This is a genomic window from Paracoccus sediminis (assembly GCF_900188295.1).
Classification (GTDB): Bacteria; Pseudomonadota; Alphaproteobacteria; order Rhodobacterales; family Rhodobacteraceae; genus Paracoccus; species Paracoccus sediminis.
Window position 1 is genome coordinate 45,009 of the sequence record NZ_FZNM01000015.1, and the last position, 20,599, is coordinate 65,607.

General features: G+C 66.1%; 17 protein-coding genes. 4 read left to right on the plus strand and 13 right to left on the minus strand.

The window, feature by feature from the left end; translation table 11 throughout:
* The first annotated feature begins 373 nt into the window (after positions 1-373).
* Together CHB77_RS15670 and CHB77_RS15675 are read left to right on the plus strand one after the other, a co-directional pair.
* Positions 374-1,021, plus strand: coding sequence for a VPLPA-CTERM sorting domain-containing protein (locus CHB77_RS15670; protein WP_176430356.1), 648 nt, complete (start codon positions 374-376; stop codon positions 1,019-1,021).
* A gap of 167 nt (positions 1,022-1,188) precedes the next feature.
* Positions 1,189-2,544 (plus strand): oligosaccharide flippase family protein, encoded by a 1,356-nt coding sequence (locus CHB77_RS15675; RefSeq protein WP_089389125.1) that lies wholly within the window; start codon positions 1,189-1,191, stop codon positions 2,542-2,544.
* 7 nt (positions 2,545-2,551) lie between these two features.
* Here CHB77_RS15675 and CHB77_RS15680 read toward each other — a convergent pair whose 3' ends face one another.
* From CHB77_RS15680 to CHB77_RS15695, 4 genes are all read right to left on the minus strand, one after another.
* Positions 2,552-3,520: a glycosyltransferase gene (locus tag CHB77_RS15680; protein ID WP_089389126.1), complete on the minus strand. Its 969-nt coding sequence runs from the start codon at positions 3,518-3,520 to the stop codon at positions 2,552-2,554.
* 4 nt (positions 3,521-3,524) lie between these two features.
* Positions 3,525-4,970, minus strand: a complete 1,446-nt coding sequence (locus CHB77_RS15685) for a hypothetical protein (protein ID WP_089389127.1) — start codon at positions 4,968-4,970, stop codon at positions 3,525-3,527.
* Positions 4,971-4,998: 28 nt separating this feature from the next.
* Positions 4,999-6,051, minus strand: coding sequence for a glycosyltransferase family 4 protein (locus CHB77_RS15690; protein ID WP_176430357.1), 1,053 nt, complete (start codon positions 6,049-6,051; stop codon positions 4,999-5,001).
* An 83-nt stretch (positions 6,052-6,134) separates the two neighbouring features.
* Entirely contained in the window at positions 6,135-7,088 is a 954-nt protein-coding gene (locus CHB77_RS15695; protein WP_217896909.1) for a glycosyltransferase family 2 protein, read from the minus strand.
* Positions 7,089-7,222: 134 nt separating this feature from the next.
* Here CHB77_RS15695 and CHB77_RS15700 point away from each other — a divergent pair, with 134 nt between their 5' ends.
* Positions 7,223-8,062 carry a sulfotransferase domain-containing protein gene (locus CHB77_RS15700; RefSeq protein ID WP_089389129.1) on the plus strand — a complete coding sequence of 280 codons (840 nt, stop codon included), beginning with the start codon at positions 7,223-7,225 and terminating at the stop codon, positions 8,060-8,062.
* A gap of 3 nt (positions 8,063-8,065) precedes the next feature.
* Here the strand turns inward: CHB77_RS15700 and CHB77_RS15705 are convergent, their stop codons facing one another.
* The 4 genes from CHB77_RS15705 to CHB77_RS15720 form a co-directional block, all read right to left on the minus strand.
* Positions 8,066-9,109, minus strand: a complete 1,044-nt coding sequence (locus tag CHB77_RS15705) for a glycosyltransferase family 2 protein (protein ID WP_176430358.1) — start codon at positions 9,107-9,109, stop codon at positions 8,066-8,068.
* A gap of 79 nt (positions 9,110-9,188) precedes the next feature.
* Entirely contained in the window at positions 9,189-11,162 is a 1,974-nt protein-coding gene (locus CHB77_RS15710) for an acyltransferase family protein (RefSeq protein ID WP_089389131.1), read from the minus strand.
* 22 nt (positions 11,163-11,184) lie between these two features.
* Positions 11,185-12,342: a hypothetical protein gene (locus CHB77_RS15715; RefSeq protein WP_141133735.1), complete on the minus strand. Its 1,158-nt coding sequence runs from the start codon at positions 12,340-12,342 to the stop codon at positions 11,185-11,187.
* Positions 12,343-12,352: 10 nt separating this feature from the next.
* On the minus strand, positions 12,353-13,786 hold the full coding sequence (locus CHB77_RS15720) for an MBOAT family O-acyltransferase (protein ID WP_089389133.1): 1,434 nt from the start codon (positions 13,784-13,786) through the stop codon (positions 12,353-12,355).
* A gap of 133 nt (positions 13,787-13,919) precedes the next feature.
* On the opposite strand from CHB77_RS15720, the gene CHB77_RS15725 reads away from it, so the two are divergent.
* Positions 13,920-14,918: a glycosyltransferase family 2 protein gene (locus CHB77_RS15725; RefSeq protein WP_089389134.1), complete on the plus strand. Its 999-nt coding sequence runs from the start codon at positions 13,920-13,922 to the stop codon at positions 14,916-14,918.
* 11 nt (positions 14,919-14,929) lie between these two features.
* Here CHB77_RS15725 and CHB77_RS15730 read toward each other — a convergent pair whose 3' ends face one another.
* The 5 genes from CHB77_RS15730 to CHB77_RS15750 form a co-directional block, all read right to left on the minus strand.
* Positions 14,930-15,193: a spike base protein, RCAP_Rcc01079 family gene (locus CHB77_RS15730; RefSeq protein ID WP_089389135.1), complete on the minus strand. Its 264-nt coding sequence runs from the start codon at positions 15,191-15,193 to the stop codon at positions 14,930-14,932.
* A gap of 94 nt (positions 15,194-15,287) precedes the next feature.
* Positions 15,288-16,916 (minus strand): exosortase E/protease, VPEID-CTERM system, encoded by a 1,629-nt coding sequence (gene xrtE, locus CHB77_RS15735; protein ID WP_176430359.1) that lies wholly within the window; start codon positions 16,914-16,916, stop codon positions 15,288-15,290.
* Between the two features lie 106 nt (positions 16,917-17,022).
* Positions 17,023-17,898, minus strand: a complete 876-nt coding sequence (locus CHB77_RS15740) for a CpsD/CapB family tyrosine-protein kinase (RefSeq protein WP_089389137.1) — start codon at positions 17,896-17,898, stop codon at positions 17,023-17,025.
* A 22-nt stretch (positions 17,899-17,920) separates the two neighbouring features.
* A complete protein-coding gene (locus CHB77_RS15745) occupies positions 17,921-19,438 on the minus strand; it encodes a GumC family protein (protein WP_089389138.1) in 1,518 nt (505 codons plus the stop codon).
* Entirely contained in the window at positions 19,435-20,334 is a 900-nt protein-coding gene (locus CHB77_RS15750; RefSeq protein WP_244898842.1) for an ExeA family protein, read from the minus strand. Before CHB77_RS15750 ends, CHB77_RS15745 begins: the two co-directional genes overlap by 4 nt.
* Between the last annotated feature and the right edge of the window lie 265 nt (positions 20,335-20,599).

Below are 20,599 nucleotides of genomic sequence, written 5' to 3' on the forward strand. Positions count from 1 at the left end.
TTTTTTGGTCTGGTGCCAAAGGGACGGATTCCCATTGCCCCGGTTCTGCTTGCGGCTGTGCAGGATCGGTCGCCGCAGCAATGATTCGCTGTTTCAGGGCTGTCGCCATGCCGGTTCGCAACTGAACGCGTGGGTTCAGTAAAATTCTACCTTTGGTTGCACTGTGGAATCCGAAAGTCGCCAAGCGAGAAAGATTGTTTCAAAGCGTAGCAATTCCCCCCATTGACAGGCGCCCCAAGCCAAATTCCGCTGGTAATAATCATTTCCAGCATGGTAATTATATAGAGGTGGGCTGTTCTGTCCGCATGCCGGGCAAAGCATGGATAGTACTCTTTTTGGAGAAGATGGTGCGATGGTGAAAAAAGTTAAACTTATGGGTGTCGCCGCTGCGGCTCTTCTGGCGGGTGGCGTTTCGGCCCAGGCTGCGTTGATCGACTTCACGGCCTTCCCGGTGGGAACGCCCGGCCCCCTGATGGGCAGCGTCGGCGGGATCAGCTGGACCCTCAGCGGCACGCCGCAGCAGGTTCAGGTGCCCCAGGCCTGCGACGGGCCGGCCAATGGTCTGGCCTGCGTCAACGACGGCGTCGGCATCTCGGGTCCCGAGATCACCGGCAACGGCCGGGCCTATGCGACGATCACCTTCTCGCAGAACGTGGCATTGGTCGGGGCATATTTCTATGACCTGTTCATCGCCGCGGATGGCAGCAATGCCGAGATCGCGTATATCGCCAAGGGCATGACCGACACGATCCCTGGCGACGTGACCGTGAACGCCGATGAAACCTTTGAAAACAACAACGGTTTCAAATTCCAGGATGGCTTCAAGCTGGTGGGCGACACCTTCAGCTTCTTTGTCGATCCGAACGGCAACGACAATGTGGGCCGTCCCGACGCCGCCTTGGCCGCGTTGGACATCGCCCCCGTTCCGCTGCCGGCCGGCGGCCTGCTGATCGCCAGCGCGCTGGGCGGTCTGGGCCTGCTGCGCCGCAAGCAGAAGGCGGCCCGTCTGGCGAACGCCTGATCGGCAGTCAACCGCAATCTGGACAAGGGCCGATCGACGATCGGCCCTTTTCTTGTGCCCGAATCTTGCCTATGCCTCGGGGCCATGCCATGACCGGCGACGATGCCCCCAAGATCCGCCGACAGATAGACCATCCTCGTGCGTTCCCAGCCTGACAGCCAATCCTGATGCGCCGCCTGCCCGCGTTCCTTTCCGGCGAGAACGTCCGCGCGCGCGCCATGCGCAGTTCGGCCATGACGGTCCTGGGCTTCGGCGGCGGAAACTTCCTGCGGCTGCTGTCGAACCTGGTCCTGACCCGCCTGCTGTTCCCCGAGGTTTTCGGCCTCATGGCGATCGTGCAGGTGTTCCTGAGCGGGTTGCAGATGTTTTCGGACATCGGCATCAAGACCTCGATCATCCAGAACGCCCGCGGAGACGATCCCGATTTTCTCAACACCGCCTGGACGCTGCAGATCGGACGCGGGGTGATGCTGTGGCTGGCAGCCTGCGCGATGGCCTGGCCGGCCTCGCGGATCTATGACGAACCGATGCTGTTGCAGCTTTTGCCGGTGGTCGGTCTGTCCACCATCATCGGGGGCTTCACCACCACCAAGATCGCCGCCGCCAACCGGCATCTGCGGCTGGGCCGACAGGTGGGAATCGATCTGGGCACCCAGGCGGTCTCGATCCTGATTATGGTGGGGCTGGCCTGGGCCATGCGATCCGTCTGGGCGCTTGTGATCGCAACCCTGACCACGGCAGTCCTGCGCAACATCCTGCTGCATCGGCTGTTGCCGGGCGTATCCAACCGCCTCCACTGGAATCGCGACGCTGCCCGAGAGATGATCCGCTTCGGCAAGTACATCTTTCTTGGCACCGCGGCGGGATTTCTCATCAACCAGGGGGACCGCGCGATCCTGGGCGGATTCATCCCGCTGGGAGAGCTGGGGATCTACAGCGTCGGCATGCTCATGGGCACCTTGCCGTTCCTGCTGGGCCGCGTGCTGAACAGCAACGTCATCCAGGCGCTGTACCGCATGAAGCCGCCCGCCGAAAGCGCGGCCAACCGCGCCCATATCCACCGCGCCCGGCGGCTGCTGGTCGCGGGCACGCTGGCGATCAGCGCGGTGCTGGCCTATGGCGGGATCTGGCTGATCGAACTGCTCTACGATCCGCGCTATCACCTGGCCGGCCCGATGATCGTGCTGTTCGGCCTGTCGATGGTGCCGCAGCTGGTCTTCAACGGCTATGGCGGGGCGCTGCTGTCCAACGGCGATTCCCGGCGGCATTTCCAGCTTCTGGCCACCACGGCCCTGGTGCAGACCGTTCTGCTGTTCCTGACGATCCCCTGGCTGGGCGTGGTCGGCGCGATCCTGGCGCCCGGCATCGCGTCCCTGGCCACCTATCCGATGAAGAACGCCTTCACCGCCCGCTACAAGGCCAACGACATCACGGGCGACATGATCTTTCTGGCCCTGGGCTTTGCCGTCAACGGCATGGCGGTCTGGCTGTATCGGGCCGAGATCGCGCAGCTTCTGGCCTGAGCCGCGCCTATTTGTATTCGATCAGCCCGCGCCGACGCCCCGACAGCCGGGTCCGGTGGTAATCCAGAACCCCGAGCGCCTCGGGAATCTTTCCCAGGGTCAGGAACACGGCTTCGGCCAGGTCGCCCCGGCGCCGCGCCAGGCGCGCCACCTGCACGGGCCAGGCCAGGGCCAGAAGCAGCGCCAGCCACGGGGCAGGGACCGCCAGGGCCAGCACGGCCAGCGGCAGGGCCAGGCCCCAGATCAGCGCCCGCCGGGTGTGCGCGACCCGGTGCCGTTCGGGGGCCGCGCCATGCATCGCGGCACCTTCGGCATAGGCGTAACCGGCCCGCCGCGTTCGGCGCCACCATTGCCCGAACCGGGTGATGGCGGCGTCATGCAGCGTCATCTCGGCATCCAGCCGCCAGATCCGCCAGCCCGCCGCGCGCAGCCGGACGCAAAGTTCGGGTTCCTCGCCGGCGATCAGACCCGGGTCGAAACCGCCCGCCGCCCGGAACGCCGCGCCGCGCATCAGCACGTCGCCGCCGCAGGCCAGGGCCTCGCCCGGCGGGGTGTCCCATTCCCGGTCGATCAGCCGGTTATAGACCGACTGGCCGGGATGGCGTTCGCGCCGCCGCCCGCAGACCGCCGCCACGTCGGGATGGCCGTCCAGGAATGCCGCGGCCGCGGCCAGCCAGCCGGGCTGCAATTCGCAGTCGCCATCCACGAACTGCACATAGGCGGGCGGCGCCCCGGCCTGCATCAGCGCCGCGAACCCTTCGTTCCGGGCCCGCGCGGCGGTAAAGGGGCGCGCCAGATCGAGGCGGACGACCTGGGCGCCGGCCGCGGCCGCCGCCTCCGGGCTGCCGTCGGTCGAGCCGGAATCGACATAGACGATCCGCCCGGCCCGGCCTTGCAGCGACGCCAGGCAGCGGCGCAGGCGCGCGCCTTCGTTCCGGCCGATGGCCACGGCGGCAATGCGGGGATCCGGTTCCATCGGGCTATGCCTCTTTCCGGCTGTGCCGGGCCGACTGGCGGGTATAGCGCCGGGCCGGCGGCGGGCCGGCGGCGGGCCTACCGGCCGCGGGGGACGCGGCATCGACCCAGCCCCAGTCCACCCGGCCCATCAGCGCCCCCGCCAGAAGCCAGCTTACGGCGTGGACGCCGCCATTGGGAATGTTGTCCACCAGATTGGCAGCCAGGACCAGGGCCAGCCCGACGGTCGCAGGTTCCAGACCCCTGCTGCGCCGCCGAAAGGCCAGAAGCAGGATGGGAACCGTCAGCAGCCCGTATTCGGACAGATAGCGGGTCCAGCCGCCCTGACCGAAACTGATGACCCAGCGGCCATCCGTCACGCTGACATCCTCGCCCTTTTCATTGAAGACCCGCGACCGGCTCCATCCGCCCCAACCGAACACGGGGCGCCGATTGGCGCGGTCCAGCAGGATGTCCTCGTTGTCCAGGCGGAAGGCCAGCGATCCCAGCCGGTCGGGATTGATGCGCTCGACAAAGGTCAGGACGCGTTCGGTCGGGATCAGGTCGGCGCCGCGCAGCATCGGATAGGTCAGCACCAACGCGGCCACCAGCCCCGCGGTCAAAAGCTGGATGCGCAGGGTCAGGAACAGCACCACCGGCAAAAGGGCCACGGTAATCATCAGCGCGCCCAGCGAATTCGACAGCACCAGGGTGACGAAGATGAAGATGCCGGCCAGCATATAGCGGGTGCGCGTCGTTCCCGTCGCCATGCGCATGGCGGAAAAGGCGGCCAGGGCCATGCAGCCGATGAACATCGCCACGTAAAGCCCGTTTTCCAGAAAGATCATCGGCCGGAAGCCGCCGCCGCGGTGCGACTGGACAAAGGACTTGGGGTGGAACCCATACAGCATCAGGTTCAGGCGCGGCGCCAGGCGGACCTCGACCAGGGCCAGGCAGGCATAGACCACGCCTCCGATGACCAGCACTTTCAGAACGGCCTTCTGGCTGTCGGGATGGCCCAGGAACTTGCGGCCCAGCAGGAACAGCATCAGGCTTCCGACAAAGCCGTTAATCATGGAAAAGGCATCATACAGCGTCAGGGGCGGAAAGATCCGCGGCCCGCTTGCCAGCCGGTCGCCATTGGTCAGCGCGGTTCCGAAAGTGCCCAGGATCAGGACGGCGATCATTAGCCGGCCCAGCCAATGTTCGGGAAAGATGCCCGGCCGTATCCCGGCAGCCTGCGCCACGGCGGGTTTCGACATGGACCCAAAGGCCAGGATCGTCGCCGCCAGCACCGGGATGAAATCCTTGTCGAAGGAGGGCAGGCCCGAAACCGAAAAACCCGTCTGCGTCGGCAGCAGCAGAAAGCCGAACAGGATCGAGGCGGTGATCGCCTCGGCCAGGGGCAGCTTGCGGAACAGCACGATCACCACCAGCGGCCACGAATAAAGGACGATCGCGGCCAGGTTCACCGCCCGGTCTCCGGCAGGGGCCGATCGGTCATGCCGCGGCCAGGCACGAGATCAGGCGGTCGGTCGCGGGACCGATCCGATGGCCGCGCGCGCGCTGCCATGCGGCCGTTGAAAAGTCCTGCCATTCGGCGTCCGGCATGGCGTGAAACCGGGCGATGGCCGCGGCGAAGGCCTGGGGGTCCGCGTCCAGCAGCAGCCCGTTCCGGCCGTCGATTAGATCGGGCGCGGCGCCCGCGCGGGTGGCCAGGACCGGGGTGCGGCAGGCCATCGCCTCGAGGATGGGCAGGCCGAAGCCTTCGTTGCGGCTGGTGAACAGCCACAGATCGCAGGCCGCATAGATGGCCGCGATGTCGGATTGCGGCGGGTTCCGGCGGTATTGGACCCAAGCGGGCAGGGGATGATGGGGCGACGGCGGGCCGCCGAAGCTTGCGGCCCGAAGATCGGGCAGTTCGGCACGCGCCGCCCGGATCGCGTCAAGCGCCAGCGGCAGGTTCTTGCGCGGCGAGGGGTTGTACAGAAAGCCCACCCGCAGGGGCTGGCTCTTTGGGCGGGGGGGGGCGTCGAACAGGGTCAGGTCGACGGAATTGGGCAGAACCGCGATGTCCTGGACATCGTGGTGATGGCGCACCATGTCGCGGATGTATTCCGATACCGCCAGCTTGCGCAGCGGCAGCCGAAAGCTGGCGGCCACGCGGTCGGCGGGCAGGTGGGGAAACATCTCGTAATCCTGCAACAGCTGGAACTTGCGGCCCTTGGCGGGGGACAGGGCGGCCACCCATTCGGCCGTTTCCCACCAGGTGGCGATCACGGCATCGGCATCGGGCAGGTCCGCATCCGTGACGGGGCGCGGCCGGTCCAGGACGATATGGCGCGGACCCAGGAAATCCAGCAGGGGCGTGGGCGTGCGGGCCGGTTTGCCGCCCCGGCCCAGTCGTGCAAGTAAGCCGGTCCGTTTGCGGTCGTCGGGCTGCGAGACGACCGTGACCTCGTATCCGCGCGCGGCCAGTTCGGCGGCGTAATCCGCGATGACCCGCGTGCCCCCGGCAAGCGAGGCAAAGGGCAGAACAAAGGTGATCTTCAAGAAAATTCCACCGGATTGATGCTGGTTTCTGCAAAGACTAGCCATGAAGGGCCGCAAGGCGCAACGGACTTGCGGCGGCAACGTTAACGGGCGGGATCCTTCCACAGCGCCCCGCGTTCGGCCTCGATCTCGGCCACGGCGCGGGACTTGCCCACGCGCAGCGCGCGGCGCTGATAGGCGCGGATGAAATCGCGCAGGCCCGCGTCCCCATGCCGGGCGGCCCCGCGCAGCCAGGCGCCCAGAAACCCCTGGATGGTGGCCAGGCCGCCCAGCACATAGGGCGGATGGGCCATCCGGTACAGCCCGGTCGCGATGAAATAGGCCGGATCCGATCCCATGTAATATTGCCCGAACCCATGCCGCCGGCGCCCGGTGAAGACGCTTTTCTGCGACGATCCCATCGGGCGCAGATGTTCGAAGCGCAGGTCGTCGTCGTCCCAGCTGACCGCGATCCAGCCCAGTTGCCGGGCCTTGTGGCAGTCGATGGCGTCCCACATCACCTCGCGCACGAAGCCGCCGATCCGGGCGAAGCATTCGCGGCGATAGAACTTGGTCATGCCCACCGACATCTCGTCGCCGCATTTTTCCGACACCCACCGGCCCGTGGGGGTGCGGAACCAGGGCTTGCCCGAACAGGTGCCGATGCGGGGGTTCTGCTCCATCCGCGCCATCAGGATCTCGAAGTACCGGGGCGGCAGATCCAGATCCAGATCCAGCTTGCACAGATAGGGATAGGCGTCGGCATCCACCTGTCCCAGGCCGTGATAGAACGCCTCGATCACGCCGGGACCGACGGCGCGGGCGCCGCGGTCGGGCTTGCGGACGATCCTTATCCAGTCGTGGGCGGCGGCGTATTCGGCCAGGATCGCGGGCGTGTCGTCGGTCGATCCGTCATCGACGATCACCCAGGCGGCGGGGCGCACCGACTGGGCGATCACGCTGTCCAGCGTGCGGCGCATGTATCGGGCCTCGTCCCGGCAGGGCGACACCAGCAGATAGGAACGGTCGGGGGCAGGGGGCATGTCGGCGATCGTCATCCTTGCGGCACCAGGCGCATATACACCGCATCTTGGTGCGGAAAAACCATATCCGAACGATTTGAACCAAGGCGCGCTTTTCTTTTGCCGCGGCGGGCGTCAGAAACGGCCCGAAACAAGGGACGATCAGGGCCATGCAGCCGGATTTCATCGTGATCGGTGCCATGAAATGCGGCACCTCGACGGTATGTGCCTATCTGGAAGACCACCCCGACATCTTCATGGTGCCGGGGTGCGAGCCGAATTTCTTCAGCCATGACGAAAACTTCGCCCGCGGCCCGGAATGGTACGAACGCTTTTTCGCGGGCCAGGACGGCGCGCGGCTGCGGGGCGAGGGGTCGAACGCCTATGCCTCGGGGCAGATGTTTCCCCACAGCGCCACCCGCATGGCGGCCTACAAGCCCGATCTGAAGCTGATCTATGTCGTCCGCCACCCGGTCGACCGGATCGTGTCGGCCTGGATCCAGAACCGGGTGAACATGGGCGACAAGATCCCTCCGACGCTGGACCGGGCCGTGCGCGACATGCCGGAACGCTATCTGGGGCAAAGCCTTTATTGGCAGAACCTGTCGCGCTATCGGGCGCTGTTTCCCGACAGCCGCATCCATGTCGCCTTCATGGAGGATTTGAAGTCCGACCGGGATGCCTTCTTTGCCGGGATCTGCGGCTTTCTGGGCATGGCGCCCGCCCCGCGGATCCGGCGCGACCACGTCAATCCCAGCACGGGCAAGACCATGCCGTCGCGCCGATATTCGGCGGTGAACGGATTGCCGATGGTGAAGACGCTGAAATCGCTTTTGCCGCCCAGGCTGCGCCACGGCGTCCGCGACCGTTTCCTGACCCAAAGGATCACCGGCGGCAACCAGCCGGAATTCGGCCCGGCGACCCGCGACTGGCTGCGCGCGCAACTGGCCCCCGACAGCGCCGCCTTTCTGGATCATTGCGGCAGGCCGGGGGATTACTGGCGGTTCTGACCGCTAGCCGCGGACCAGCCGGTCCTGTTCGGCGGGATACCATTCGGCCAGGGCCTCGGGCGGCATCGCAAAGACATGCCGCGCCTTGGTCCGCCCGTGCAGGATGCCGCGCGCCTGCGGCAGGTCGAACCGCCGCGACAGCGCATCCTTGAGCACCTCGGCCAGAAACCGGCGCCGCATCAGGGCGAAATACCGGCGCCGGGCGCCCGTCTGGTCGGCCGCATGGCGCCGCAGCAGCACCGCCTGGTTCAGCGCCGACAGGGCGGTGGTGCGAAAGCGGTCGATCCGCCCGTCGGCGGCGGTGAAATGGTGCAGCCGCGCCTCAGGTGCGGTCAGCATCAGGTACCGGCGGGAAACGCGATAGCTGGCGTCGATATCCTCGCCCGGACAGTAATAGCGCAAAAGATCGTCGAAGGGTTCGTCCAGCACCGCCTGGCGGCGAAAGGTCATCCGATAGCCCTGGAACAGCCGCGCGGGCACCACGTCCTGCCCGGCAAGGGCCGCGGGAACCGGCGAAAGCGGCGCGGGCGCGTCATAGGGGATGAACAGCGCATCCTTGTCCATCAGGAACAGCCGCTGCATCACCAGGCGCCGAAGCCAGCCGTGCCGTTTCTGCCCGCCCTTGCCGATCATCCGGCTGCCCTTCTTCTTCCGGGCGCCCGCCTCGATCCCGGTGCGGGGCGGATGGGCGGCCGTGCCGGTCTGGATGCCGCCGACAAGGCCTTGGGTATCGGCCTCGTAGATCGCCATGATCCGTTCGGCGCAGTCGGGATACATGAAGGAATCGTCGTCCAGCAGGAACAGGACCGCGGCCCGCGCCTCGGCGATGCCCTGGTTGCGCTGCACGGTCAGCGACGGCAGCGCGGCTTGCAGATAGCGGAACCGGACCCCCGGATGCGCCGCCATGACCCCCCCGATCCGGTCGGCATGGCCGCGCCAGTCCCGGCTGGCATCGACGACGATCACCTCGGCCGGCGGGCGGCCTTGTTCCAGGGCCAGCGTGATGCAGACCCGCAGCGCCTCGATCCGGTCCTTGGTGGCGATCACCAGGGCCCAGTCGAGAGGCGTCGGGGCCGAGCCGTCAGAGGGCCGGGAATCAGGGGGCCGGGAATCAGAGGGCCGGGGATCAGGGGGCATTGGCAGCCTCTTTGCGAAGGGTGGGCATCGTCGCCTCGACGGCCGGGGCCATGCGGGGGCCGAAAAGAGCCTCGCCGTCCGGGCTCCAGTGGTCGCCGTCGGACCAGTACAGGCGGTCGCAGTCATAGAGATCGCGGCCGATGTCGAAATCCAGCACCGGCAGCGCCCGGATATAGCCGATGCCGCTGTCGGCCGCCTGGGCGGCCAGGCGGTCCTCCAGCCTTTCGAAAATCTGCCGGTGGGCGGGACGCAGGCGCAGCAGGTCGGGCGCGCGGTCGCAATCGACCGACAGCATGGTTTCGGCCGAGACATAGGGTTCGATCATGGGGCCGAACCAGGTCACGGGCACGATGGCGTCCAGACGTTCAAGCACCGCGAAGGCGCGGTCGATGGCGGCGTCGTAAAGCCGCGGGTCAAGATCGCTGCCGTCGGTGAACAGGGCCCGGTCGCGGCGCCGGCCGTTTTCATCGGTCAGCAGCCAGAATCCCGCCTGGACATAGACCGCCGATCCGATCCGGTCGGCATGGCGTTCCAGAAACCGCGGCAGGCCGGTCGTGGCGCAGTCCGATCCGGCGATATGGGGCCGGCATTCCTGTTGCGGCAGCCCCAGAAGAAACGGCCTGTCCGATGCCGCGACCATTGCTTTCCACGCATCGAGCGCGTGGGAATCGCCAAAGATCGCCAGGGCGGGACCGTATCGGGCAAAGCAGCGTGCGACGCGGTCGTCCGTCGCCGCATCGTAATCCTGGATGAAGAAACGGCAGTCGCCGCGGTCCTCGGTGGCGAAATGGTCCATCTGGGCCATCCGGGTGATCCGGTCCAGCAGAGGGCGGTTCTGCGGCGACAGGCTGGCGGTGAAATACGCCTTCTGCGCCCCCGAATAATTCAGCGCCAGCCCCACCGCGGCGAACAGGACCGAGGCCGCGACCGTTGCCCCCAGCACCCGCCGGATGGGCCAGGGATGATGCCGCGCGGGCTGTTCGACATATTTCCAACTGAGATAGGCCAGCCCGATCGACAGGGCCGCCAGGGCCATCATCACTGCCATCGGCGGATGGTCGGGGCTGGCCAGCCGGGCAAGGGCGAACAGCGGCTGGTGCCACAGATAGGCGGAATAGCTTATCAGGCCGATGAACACCGGCCCGCGCATCGACAGCAGCCGTCCGACCGGCGTGCGGCCATCCGCGAACAGGATGACAAGCGCCGTCCCGCCCACCGGCGCCAGGGCATAGAGCGACGGAAAGGGCGTGTTTCCGTCATACAGAAAGATCGACCCCAGGATCAGCGCCAGCCCCAGGGTCGAGGCCGGGGCATTGCCGGACCGGCCCCGCTTCAGGATCCAGATCGCGCAGAGCGATCCCGCCAGCAGTTCCCAGGCCCGGCTGGGCAGAAGAAAGAAGTTGGCGTCGGGCGCGCGCGCGGACAGGATCTGGCTGGCGATCAGGCTGGCCGCGAAGATCGCCCCCAGCACCATCAGCGCCAAACGCGCGCCCAGCCGCCACAGGCCCAGAAGCATCAGGGGAAACAGCACGTAATACTGTTCCTCGACCGCCAGGGACCAGGTGTGCAGCAGGGGCTTCAGGTCGGCGGCGGCGGCGAAATAGCCGCTCTCCTTCCAGAACAGGATGTTCGAGGAAAACACCGTGACCGCCGCGACGCTCTGGCTGAAATCCTGGAACTGGCTGGGCAGCATCAGCAGAAAGGCGGGCGGGATGGTGCAGGCGATCACCACGAACAGCGCGGGCAGGATGCGCCGCGACCGCCGCGCATAGAATTCCAGCAGCGAAAAGCGCCCGGCGACGATCCGACCCAGGATGATCGTGGTAATCAGATAGCCGGAAATGACGAAGAAGATGTCCACGCCCACATAGCCGCCTGAAAAGACGCCCAGCCCGGCATGGAACAGGATCACCGGCAGCACCGCGACCGAACGCAGCCCATCGATCTCGGGACGGTATTTCATTGGTCCTGCCTATCCCGCGGTTTCATTGCAAAGGTCTCCCTTCCGGAATGCTGGCTGCCTTTCTGCGATCTTGTTCCTGTGTCCTTTCCGGGTTCCACCCGATAGTCGGCAGCAAGCGCCGGAAGGCCTCGGCAAAGATCCTGTTCATGGAGTCTTTGAAATGACCGTCGCCACCAAAATTCGTCGGATCGCGCGGATCGGCCAGATCTTTTGTGGCAAGATAGGGGATCCGCTGTTCGTCAAGCACAGGCTGCACCATCCGCAAAACATCCGCATCGGCCGGATCGCGCCCTTGGATCAGATAAACGACAGGAAGCTGTCCATCTTCGCGTGCAATTCGGGCAAATTCCGCAACCATCGTTTGCAGCGAAGCGGTCAGCGGATAACCCGCCTCCTCATTCAGGATACCCGCTTCGCGGCTGGCGATCGTCTGCATGGCCCAAGACCGACGCACAAGTCGTAACAAAGGAGACTGATCCAGAAAGGAATAGCCAAAGGAAACCTGCGAATAAAACGCATCTTCCTGGGCAAGCTGCCTTTGCCAGGCGGTCGCGGCCTCGGGGTCGTGGCGCAACCCGCGTTCCTGCGCCGCGCTTGTCACCAGCGGTTCGACCGGGCGCAGGCCGCCCTTTCCGTCGGGCCAGAACACCGGATAGGTCGTCGGGGCAGGCTGTTCGAAAGACCAGCTGCGATTGGACAGCGCCGCCATGCCCGGCAGGGACGACGACAGGATCGCCAGAACCGCTACGTCACCGGAACGCCGGTTCGGCCGATCCTTCAAAAACAGCGCATAGGCGAAATTCGGCGGCGCAGCGGGGCCGCCATGCAGATCGATCCTCAGCGCGGGATCCTGTTCCGCCGCCGCCCGCATCATCTGCGCCAGAAACGACATACCATATCCCCGCAGCGTGCCCGGCGCAGGATCCTCGGCTGCAAACAGCCGTTCCGACTGGGCAATCGTATCGGGAATCCAGGCAACGTCGAACAGGTTTTCGGGCAGATCGGGATTTTCGATCCATTGGTCCAGCTTGCCCGGCACCGAACGGCCATAGTCGAAATACCGCTGCAAGGACGGCAGCGCACCATGATCGCCGCTGAGTTTCAGAGTCGCGGCGACGGCCAGATCCATCAAAGCCAGAAAGGCCAGAACCATGGCGGGAACTGCAAGATATTGTTTCATGCCCCGCATCTCAGAACTGGAAATAGATAAAGGCGGTGGTGGTGGTGGTCAGGCCGAAGGCCAGGAAATACAGCATCCCGGACCACAGCGCCGCCCGCGCGGGCGCCGGCAACGCCTCGTAGAAACGGCTGTTTCCGCTGACCTCGTTGCACAAGTCCCAGATGAACAGCAGCATGATCCCGGCCAGTGTCGCCTGCGGCAGGGCCGGGAACGTCAGAGTGGACCATCCCGGCGCGGTGATGTCGAGCAGCCGCCCGGTAAAGTCCCGGATCTGTCCAAAGGATTGCGCCCTGAACAGCAGCCAGCCGTAGCAGACCACTTGGAAGAACAAGGCAATCCTGACGACACGCCACAGCCAATCGCCTGCGGACCGACGCACCCCCTCACCTGCATGGCCGTTGCGTCCGGCAAGCGCGCGATGGACAGACAAAAGCCCTCCCTGATATGCGCCCCACAGCACGAAATTCCAGGCCGCCCCGTGCCAAAGCCCCCCCAGCAGCATGGTCAGCATCAGGTTGCGATAGGTCTTCCATTCCCCATGTCGGTTGCCGCCCAGCGAAATGTAAAGATAGTCGCGCAGCCATGTGGACAGGCTGATATGCCAGCGGCGCCAGAATTCCTGCGGGTTCGCGGCGAAATAGGGCTGGGCGAAATTGCGCATCAGATCAAAGCCCAGCATCTTGGACACGCCGCGCGCGATGTCGGTATAGCCGGAAAAATCGCAGTATATCTGGATCGCGAACAGCCAGGTTCCGACCAGAACATCCAGTCCCGAAGGCGACGGGTTGGCATAGATGGCATTCACGCTGCCGGCCACCCCATCGGCGATGACGATCTTCTTGATAAGGCCGACAAGGCACAGCACGGCGCCCCGCGACAGTCCATCCCAGGTGATCCGCCGAGGGTTGACGACATTCGGCAGCAGATTCGTGGCGCGTTCGATCGGGCCTGCGACCAGCTGCGGGAAAAACGCCACAAACAGAGCGAAATTCAGGAAATCGGGTTCGGCCCGGATGTCGCGTCGATACACGTCGATCGTATAGCTGAGCGTCTGGAACGTATAGAACGAGATCCCCACCGGCAGGATGATGTTCAGGATCACCGGATCGGCGCGCAGCCCGGCATAGGTCAGCAGTTCGGTAAAGCTGGCAACGAAAAAACCCAGATACTTGAAGACGGCCAGCATCCCCAGATTGCCCGCCAGCGACACCCACAGCAGCATTTTCCTGCGCTGCTGCGAAACCTCTCGGTCCATCCTGAGAGCGACGAGATAGTCGATCGCGGTGGACAGAAAGATCAGTCCCAGAAAGCGCCAGTCCCAAGCGCCATAGAAGACATAGCTGGCCACCAGCAGCATCCGGTTCTGCCCACGATGGGAAAGGACCAGATACAGGGCAAAGACAACGGCGAAGAACAGCCAGAAATTCGCTTCCGAGAATATCATCCCAACCGTTACCCGTTCCTCGGCCGCTTGCTCGTCTCGTCCAAAATGCCGTCGAAGGCAAGCCGCGCTTCATCCTGCTGGGCGCTTGACCCTCTGGCCTTGCGGCGTGATACCGCACAAGGCATGTTCTGTCATGAAAAGCTTCGCCATGTCCCGGATTGCCGTCATCATCGTTAATTACAATGCCGCCGATCTGGCCGTCGCGGCGGTGGAAAGCGTCCGCGCGCGCCATCACGGGGGGCACCGGGTGGACATCCATCTGGTGGACAATGCCTCGCCCGCGGGGGATGGCGCGGTTTTGGCGCGAACAGCGCGCGACCGGAACTGGGGCGGGCAGGTGACGCTGTATCCCGAAACCGAAAACCACGGCTTCGGGCGCGGCAACAACCTGGTGCTGCGGCGTCTGGCCGACGGCGGCGATCCGCCCGATTTCGTCTTTCTTCTGAATCCCGACGCGCAGCTGGACAACGAGGCGATCGCGATCCTGGCCGATTTCCTGGACCGCCACCCCAGGGCGGCGATGGCGGGGGCCCAGGCCCGCAATCCGGGGGACGATGCGCCGGTGCCCGCCGCCTTCCGCTTTCCGGGCGCGGCCAGCCATTTCGCCTCGGCCCTGAATTTCGGACCGGTGGCGCGGCTGATGACGGATTCGCAGGTGGCGCTTGGCGGCGCTCTGGCCACCCGGCGGGTCGATTGGGTGTCGGGGGCGGCGGTGCTGGCGCGGTTCGACGTCTGGCGGGATCTGGGCTTTTTCGATCCGGCCTATTTCCTGTATTACGAGGAGGTCGATCTGATGCGCCGCACCGCAAGGGCCGGATGGGAATGCTGGCATGTGGCCGAGGCGCGCATCATCCATGTCGAGGGCGCCTCGACCGACGTGCGCAGCGCCCGGTCGGATCGGGTCCGCCGGCCGGCCTATTGGTACGAATCCTGGCGGCATTATTTCCGCAGCAACCACGGAAAGGCCGGCGCGCTTGGCGTGGCGATGGCCTGGCTGGCCGGGGCGGGATTGAACCTGCCCCTGGCCCGGATCAGGGGGCAGCAACCGGCCGCGCCCCTGAATTTCTTCGGCGATTTCTGGCTTCTGGTCCTGCGGCCCCTGCTGGGACTGCGGCCCGGCCGGCCGCAGTAGGGGCCGGGGCCTCAGCTCAGCCCGCAGATCCCCTCGGCCGAGGTGCCGGTCGCCCAGACGCGACGCACCCGCAGGTCCACAAGGCTGCCGGCGGCCAGGAACAGGGTGCCGGTGGTGCCGTCGGCCATGGTCACGCGCAGATCGCCGGACCGGGCCACGTTGATCGCGCGCGTCAGGATCGGCAGATCGGCCGCGTCATCGGGTTCGATGGTGAAGATCGTGCCGGCCGGGGCGGACAGTCCGGCGGCCACGCCTGAAAACTTGTCGATAATCATGATCGCATCCTTGGTCTGGTATTGACGCAGGATTAACCCGGACCGGTTAGCGAAGCATGAATCGGGCGTACGCAGGCGTTGCGCGCCGATCCCCTCAGATGATCTGAAGGTTGCCCGTCAGGACGGCCGCGCCGAAGACGATCAGGTTGGCCACCGCATGGGCGACGATGCCCGCGACGATCCCTCCGGTGCGGCGGACCACCCAGGACAGGATCAGGCCCGCCACGAAAGCCTCGGCCCAGCGGTCGTGCAGGGCGGCGAACAGCCCGGCCGTGGCAAGGGCCGCCAGCACGGTTCGCGCCAGGGTCGCCGGACGGTCGGGGGCCGATCCGCGCAGGGTGCTTTCCAGATAAAGGCGGAAGAACATTTCCTCGACCAGGGGCACCAGCAGCACGGTGCCGATGCCCCGGAACGCGAACCACAGCGGCACCGCCGTTCCCGACAGGCTGCCATAGGGGGGCGGCCCGTCCGATGGCGGCACCGGAACCGCCACCCACAGCAGGCTGATCGCCAGCCCGCCCAGGACCGCCCGGACCGTCCGGCCGCGGTCCAGCCGCCAGGGCAATCGGCGATAGATCGGCCAGAACAGGCCCACCGCCACGGCCAGCACCATGACCCGGACCGGATACAGCATCGCCGGGGTCTGGCTGATCGCGGGAACGATGACGGCGGTCAGCATGAAGACCGCAAAGGGCAGGATCTGGGCGGCCGCCGGATCCTGGCGCAGCGGCGGCAGGGGCGCCAGGGGCGTCATGGCCGCGGGCGCCCGGTGCAACGATGGGATGGTCCGGGCCGTCAGGATGATCCCCATGGCGATCAGCGTGAACATCACCCAGCCTGCATGGCTGTGAAACCCGCCCACGGCAAGGTCGGGCTGCCCCTCGATCCCCAGGATCAGCAGCAGGGTGATGCGCACCACGTTCAGGGCCGCACTGGCCGCGATGCCCAGCGGATACAGCAGCAGGACACGGGGAAACCGCAGTTCGGCCCGGAACAGCCACAGATACAGCGACACGAACAGCGTCACCAGGGCGATCCCCTCGATCCCCGAACAGACCGGCGCGACCGAGATGCGGAACGTGTCGGTGCCGATGATCTTGCGCCCCGGTTCGGTGAACACCTCATAGCCCAGCAGCCCGATCAGCCACGTCACGGCCCGGAAGGTCGCGTCCGAGATCGCGTCCAGCCGCCACAGGGGCTGCAACTGCATCGCCAGGGCCGGGGCCGCCGCCCCCGCCGCCACGGCAAGCGCCAGCGAGGTTCCCGCCTCGGACAGAAAGGCCCGCCAGCGGCCGGGCGGCGCCAAAAACAGGATCAGCCCCGCCAGCATCAAGGCCATGCCGCCGAACCAGAAGGCAAAGGCCGGAAACAGCATCGCGCCGCCTTGGCCGTCGCGCAGGAACAGCACCGGCACCAGCGTCAGGGCCGCGCCCGCCGCATTCAGCAGCAGCGGGCGGATGTCGTGCCCGGCCGTGGAAAGCAGCCGGTGGAACATCGCCGGTTTCAGGAAAAACAGCAGCGCCACGGCGGCGACGGCGCAATACAGCCCCGCCAGGCCGCGGCTGCCGATGTTGCAGGCCATGTGCGGCCAGTTGGCCCGGCACGGGAAATCGACGCCATGCTTGAAGACCAGCCCGATCACCAGGAATTCGGCGGCAAGCAGGCAGGCGGCGACCAGCAGGGGCCGGCGGGGCGTCTGAACGGAAACGTCGGTCAGGCTCATGGAAAACATCCTACACGCGGCCGAAAGAGGGCCGCACACACTGCACATGACGGCGCCGGCCGGACCGGCCGGTTAGGAAATGCCCGCCGCGCGGGCGGAACCGCGGTCAGGCCCGTTCCGGCCCCTCGACGGCATCCACCTTTCCTTCGCTGTGGCGGTATCCGTTCAGGACCACGCCCAGGACATTGGTATATTCGCCCACCTCGCGTTCGCAGCTGTCGAAATCGCCATAGCGGGTCTGGTCGGCCCGAGCCAGGATCAGGGCGCAGTCCACATGTTGCAGGAACGCGCGGGCGTCATCGCCGATCAGGATCGAAGGCAGGTCGAAGATCATGATGTCGGGCGCGTAATCCGCCTGAATCCGGGCCAGCGTGTTGCGGGTGGTGTCCGCCATCAGAAGCCGGGTCGGATCCGTTTCGGGCACGCCCGACAGAGCCAGGGCCAGATTGGGACCGACCCGCTGGCCATGATCGGCGAATGTCCGTTCCCCGCGCAGCAGGGGCGCGATCGAGGGCGGTTGCGGCAGGCCCAGCTTGTCGGACACGGACGGCGCGCGCAGGTCGAAATCGAACAGCATGGACCGCAGTTCCGGCTGGCGGCCAAGCGCCAGGGCCAGGTTCACCGCGGTGGTCGTCTTGCCGCATTCCGGCAAGGGCGAGGTGACCGCCAGACGCCGCCAGCCGTTCTGGCGCATGTGATACAGGATCTTGGTGCGCAGCACGTCGAAAGGCGTCGATTCCTGGGATGCGTTCTGCGACAGGATGCGCGACCGGATCAGGGCGGCGCGGTCCAGCCCGGTTTCGGGCAGGGCCTGCCACAGGGCGTCCGTATCGCCGGGCGGAGCAGGGAAAGCCGGCTGCGCGGAGCCGGGGCCTGCAAGACCCTCGGGGGGCTGGGGATTGTCGGGGGGCGGGGGATTGTCGCCGCGTTCGGCCTCGCGCTTCTTGCGGGCGATCTCGATGGCGGCTTGCAGCTTTTCCATGAACCGGACTTTCCTTCGCGTCTCAGCCCAGGCCCAGGCGGGTGACGATCTTCTGCGCCAGAAGATCCAGCGGCATGTATTGGGTATGGATCCCCCACAATCCCAGGGGAATGACGATCACCACCGCCAGGATCGCGGCCAGCCGGAAGGCTTGGCGCCTGCGGCGTTCGGCCCGCCCCTCGATATGGGGGATCACCGCCAGGGGGGTGATCTGGAAACGGGACCGCATTTCGGCCGGGCGGCGGATGGTGTTGTTCAGCAGCTCCATCAGGACGAAGAACCCGCCCGCCAGCCCCAGGCCCAGGCCGATCCCGGCCAGGGCGATCTTCTTGCGGTTCGGCCCCGAGGGCTGGCTGGGCACGCTGGCGGCCTCGATCACGCTGATGCGCTGCCCCTGGGCCGAGGTTTCGACCCGTTCCACCTGCCGGGCCTGGTCAAGGCTGGCCACGGCGGCGTTGTAGCGGGCCTGGATGTTCTGCTGGTCGCGTTCCAGGGCGCCAAGGGCGATGGCGTTGGCTGCCGTCGCGCTGATCGAATCGGCCAGGCTTTGCAGTTCCGCATCGGCCTGCTTGCGTTCGTTTTCCAGCATGGTCATGCGGCTGTCGATCTGCGACAGGTTCACGTCCAGCAACGAATTGCCGGTGTCGCCGGCATCCGCGGGAACCGCCTGCGATTCGACCACGCGTTCGGCATTGGCGATGCGGCCCCGCAGCGCCCGGACGCGGGGGCTGTCTTCGGCATAGACCCCGAGGACGCCGTTCAGTTCGGCGCGCAGGGCGGCAAGCTGCTGCTGTTCGGGGGTCTGGGGGGCGGCATTTGTCGGCACGTTGCCGGTCTGTTCGAACAACCGCACCATTTCCGCCCGCTGCGCCTGAAGCATGGCCACGTCGCTTTCCATGCGCGCCACGCGTTCCTGCAACAGCGACTGGCGGTCCTGGCGGTATTGCAGGTTCTCGGGCAGGGATGCGGCGTTTTCGCGCTTGAATTCCAGGATCCGGGCGTTCTGCCCGTCCAGATCCTGGCTCAGCCGCTCGACCTCCTGCTGGAAGAAGGCCAGCCGGTTTTCGGCCAGGCCGACGCGGTTGCGGGTGTTGGTGCCCAGGATCAGCGTGGTGTATTCGTTGACCACGCCGGCCGCGATGCGCGGGTTCTGCGAGGTAAAGCTGACCAGCATCATCGTCGCCGCGTCCCGTCCGCCGGACCGGCGGATGCTGGTATCGGCGCGCATCTGGTCCAGCTTCTCGTCCACGCTCAGCGTGCTGTCGCGGCCGAAGACGTTCAGCTTGTTGGCCACGTCGATCAGGTTGGCGCGGGTCATCAGCTGCTGTTCGATCACCTGCAGCATCTCGGCCTCGTCGCCGCCCGTGTCGCGGCTGTCCAGGATGCGCGGGTTTTCCACCAGCAGCCGGGCCGACGCCGAATAGGTCGACGGCGCGCGGATCGCCCAGGTCGCGCCAAAGGCGGAACAGATGATGATCAGCGCCAGCATCACCGGCAGGCGCCGCATCAGAAGGGACCAGTAGAACCGCAGATCGATCATGTCGCGTCCCGCTTGACCTCTTGCTCGTGGGCCAGAACCAGCCGGGTGGGGCGTTCGGGCAGGGTGGGTTCGGGCGCGGCGTTCAGGATCAGCCCGTCGCGGATCAGTTCGTCGATGATGTCGGCGCCGACGACGTGGCGGTCTGCCGCCGCGCCATAGACCAGGGCCAGGTCGGCGATCGTGTTGATCATCCGCGGCACGCCGCGCGATTCCGCATGGATGCGGGCCATCGCGGCGCCGTCGAATTCGTTCCCCGAACCGCCCGCCTTCTGCAACCGGTGGCGGATGTAGCCGGCCGAGGTTTCCGCGTCGAAGCTGCCCAGGTGAAAGGTCGCGCTGACCCGCTGCGCGAACTGGCGCAGTTCGGGACGGGTGATGATCGCGCGCAGTTCGGGCTGGCCCAGCAGGATCAACTGCAACAGCTCGTCCGTGCCGGAATTGATGTTGGTCAGCATCCGCAGCTCTTCCAGGGTGTCGGCCCCCAGGTTCTGCGCCTCGTCGAAGATCAGCACGACCAGCCGGCCGGCCGCGTATTGGGACAGCACGAAATCCTGGAAGGACTGGAACATGTCCACATAGTCGGACCCCGGCGCGACGCCGATGTCGAAGGCGTTGAGGATCCAGCGGAGCAGATCCCCCCGGTCGCCCCGCGCGTTGGAGATCAGGCCGACCTTCATGTCGGAATCGATCTGCCGCAGCAGCGCCTGGATCAGCGTGGTCTTGCCCGCCCCCACCTCGCCGGTGACGACGGTCAGGGGCGCGCGGGTCATCAGCCCGTATTCCAGCACGGCGAATGCCTTGCGGTGCCGATCCGACCAGAACAGCATCTCGGGATCCGGCAGGATCGAGAAGGGGCGGACCGAAAAGCCATAATGGTCTAGGTAGAACTGGCTCAAACGGTGCGCACTCCGAAAAAATCCCTGGAGCCGCTATACCCCCGCAAGCGCGGTTTTGCCAGCCTGACGCCCGGTCGCGCCGCGCCAAATGCCTAAAAGTGAGGACAAAAGCGGGTGAGTCGGAAACACGCGGATGTCCCCCGGCCCAAAGTTTCCACCATAAGTTGAAACGCCGTTCCGGGATTGCCCTTCCGGACGGCGCGCTGCCCGCCGGATCCTGCAATCCGATCAAATTTTAAAAGATTTTTAATCTAATCATTCAGAT

Coding starts and splice junctions, on each gene's coding strand:
- CHB77_RS15670 (WP_176430356.1), top strand. CDS start 374: ATGGGTGTCGCCGCTGCGGCTCTTCTGGCGGGTGGCGTTTCGGCCCAG.
- CHB77_RS15675 (WP_089389125.1), top strand. CDS start 1,189: ATGCGCCGCCTGCCCGCGTTCCTTTCCGGCGAGAACGTCCGCGCGCGC.
- CHB77_RS15680 (WP_089389126.1), bottom strand. CDS start 3,520: ATGGAACCGGATCCCCGCATTGCCGCCGTGGCCATCGGCCGGAACGAA.
- CHB77_RS15695 (WP_217896909.1), bottom strand. CDS start 7,088: ATGACGATCGCCGACATGCCCCCTGCCCCCGACCGTTCCTATCTGCTG.
- CHB77_RS15700 (WP_089389129.1), top strand. CDS start 7,223: ATGCAGCCGGATTTCATCGTGATCGGTGCCATGAAATGCGGCACCTCG.
- CHB77_RS15710 (WP_089389131.1), bottom strand. CDS start 11,162: ATGAAATACCGTCCCGAGATCGATGGGCTGCGTTCGGTCGCGGTGCTG.
- CHB77_RS15715 (WP_141133735.1), bottom strand. CDS start 12,342: ATGAAACAATATCTTGCAGTTCCCGCCATGGTTCTGGCCTTTCTGGCT.
- CHB77_RS15720 (WP_089389133.1), bottom strand. CDS start 13,786: ATGATATTCTCGGAAGCGAATTTCTGGCTGTTCTTCGCCGTTGTCTTT.
- CHB77_RS15725 (WP_089389134.1), top strand. CDS start 13,920: ATGAAAAGCTTCGCCATGTCCCGGATTGCCGTCATCATCGTTAATTAC.
- CHB77_RS15730 (WP_089389135.1), bottom strand. CDS start 15,193: ATGATTATCGACAAGTTTTCAGGCGTGGCCGCCGGACTGTCCGCCCCG.
- xrtE (WP_176430359.1), bottom strand. CDS start 16,916: ATGAGCCTGACCGACGTTTCCGTTCAGACGCCCCGCCGGCCCCTGCTG.
- CHB77_RS15740 (WP_089389137.1), bottom strand. CDS start 17,898: ATGGAAAAGCTGCAAGCCGCCATCGAGATCGCCCGCAAGAAGCGCGAG.
- CHB77_RS15745 (WP_089389138.1), bottom strand. CDS start 19,438: ATGATCGATCTGCGGTTCTACTGGTCCCTTCTGATGCGGCGCCTGCCG.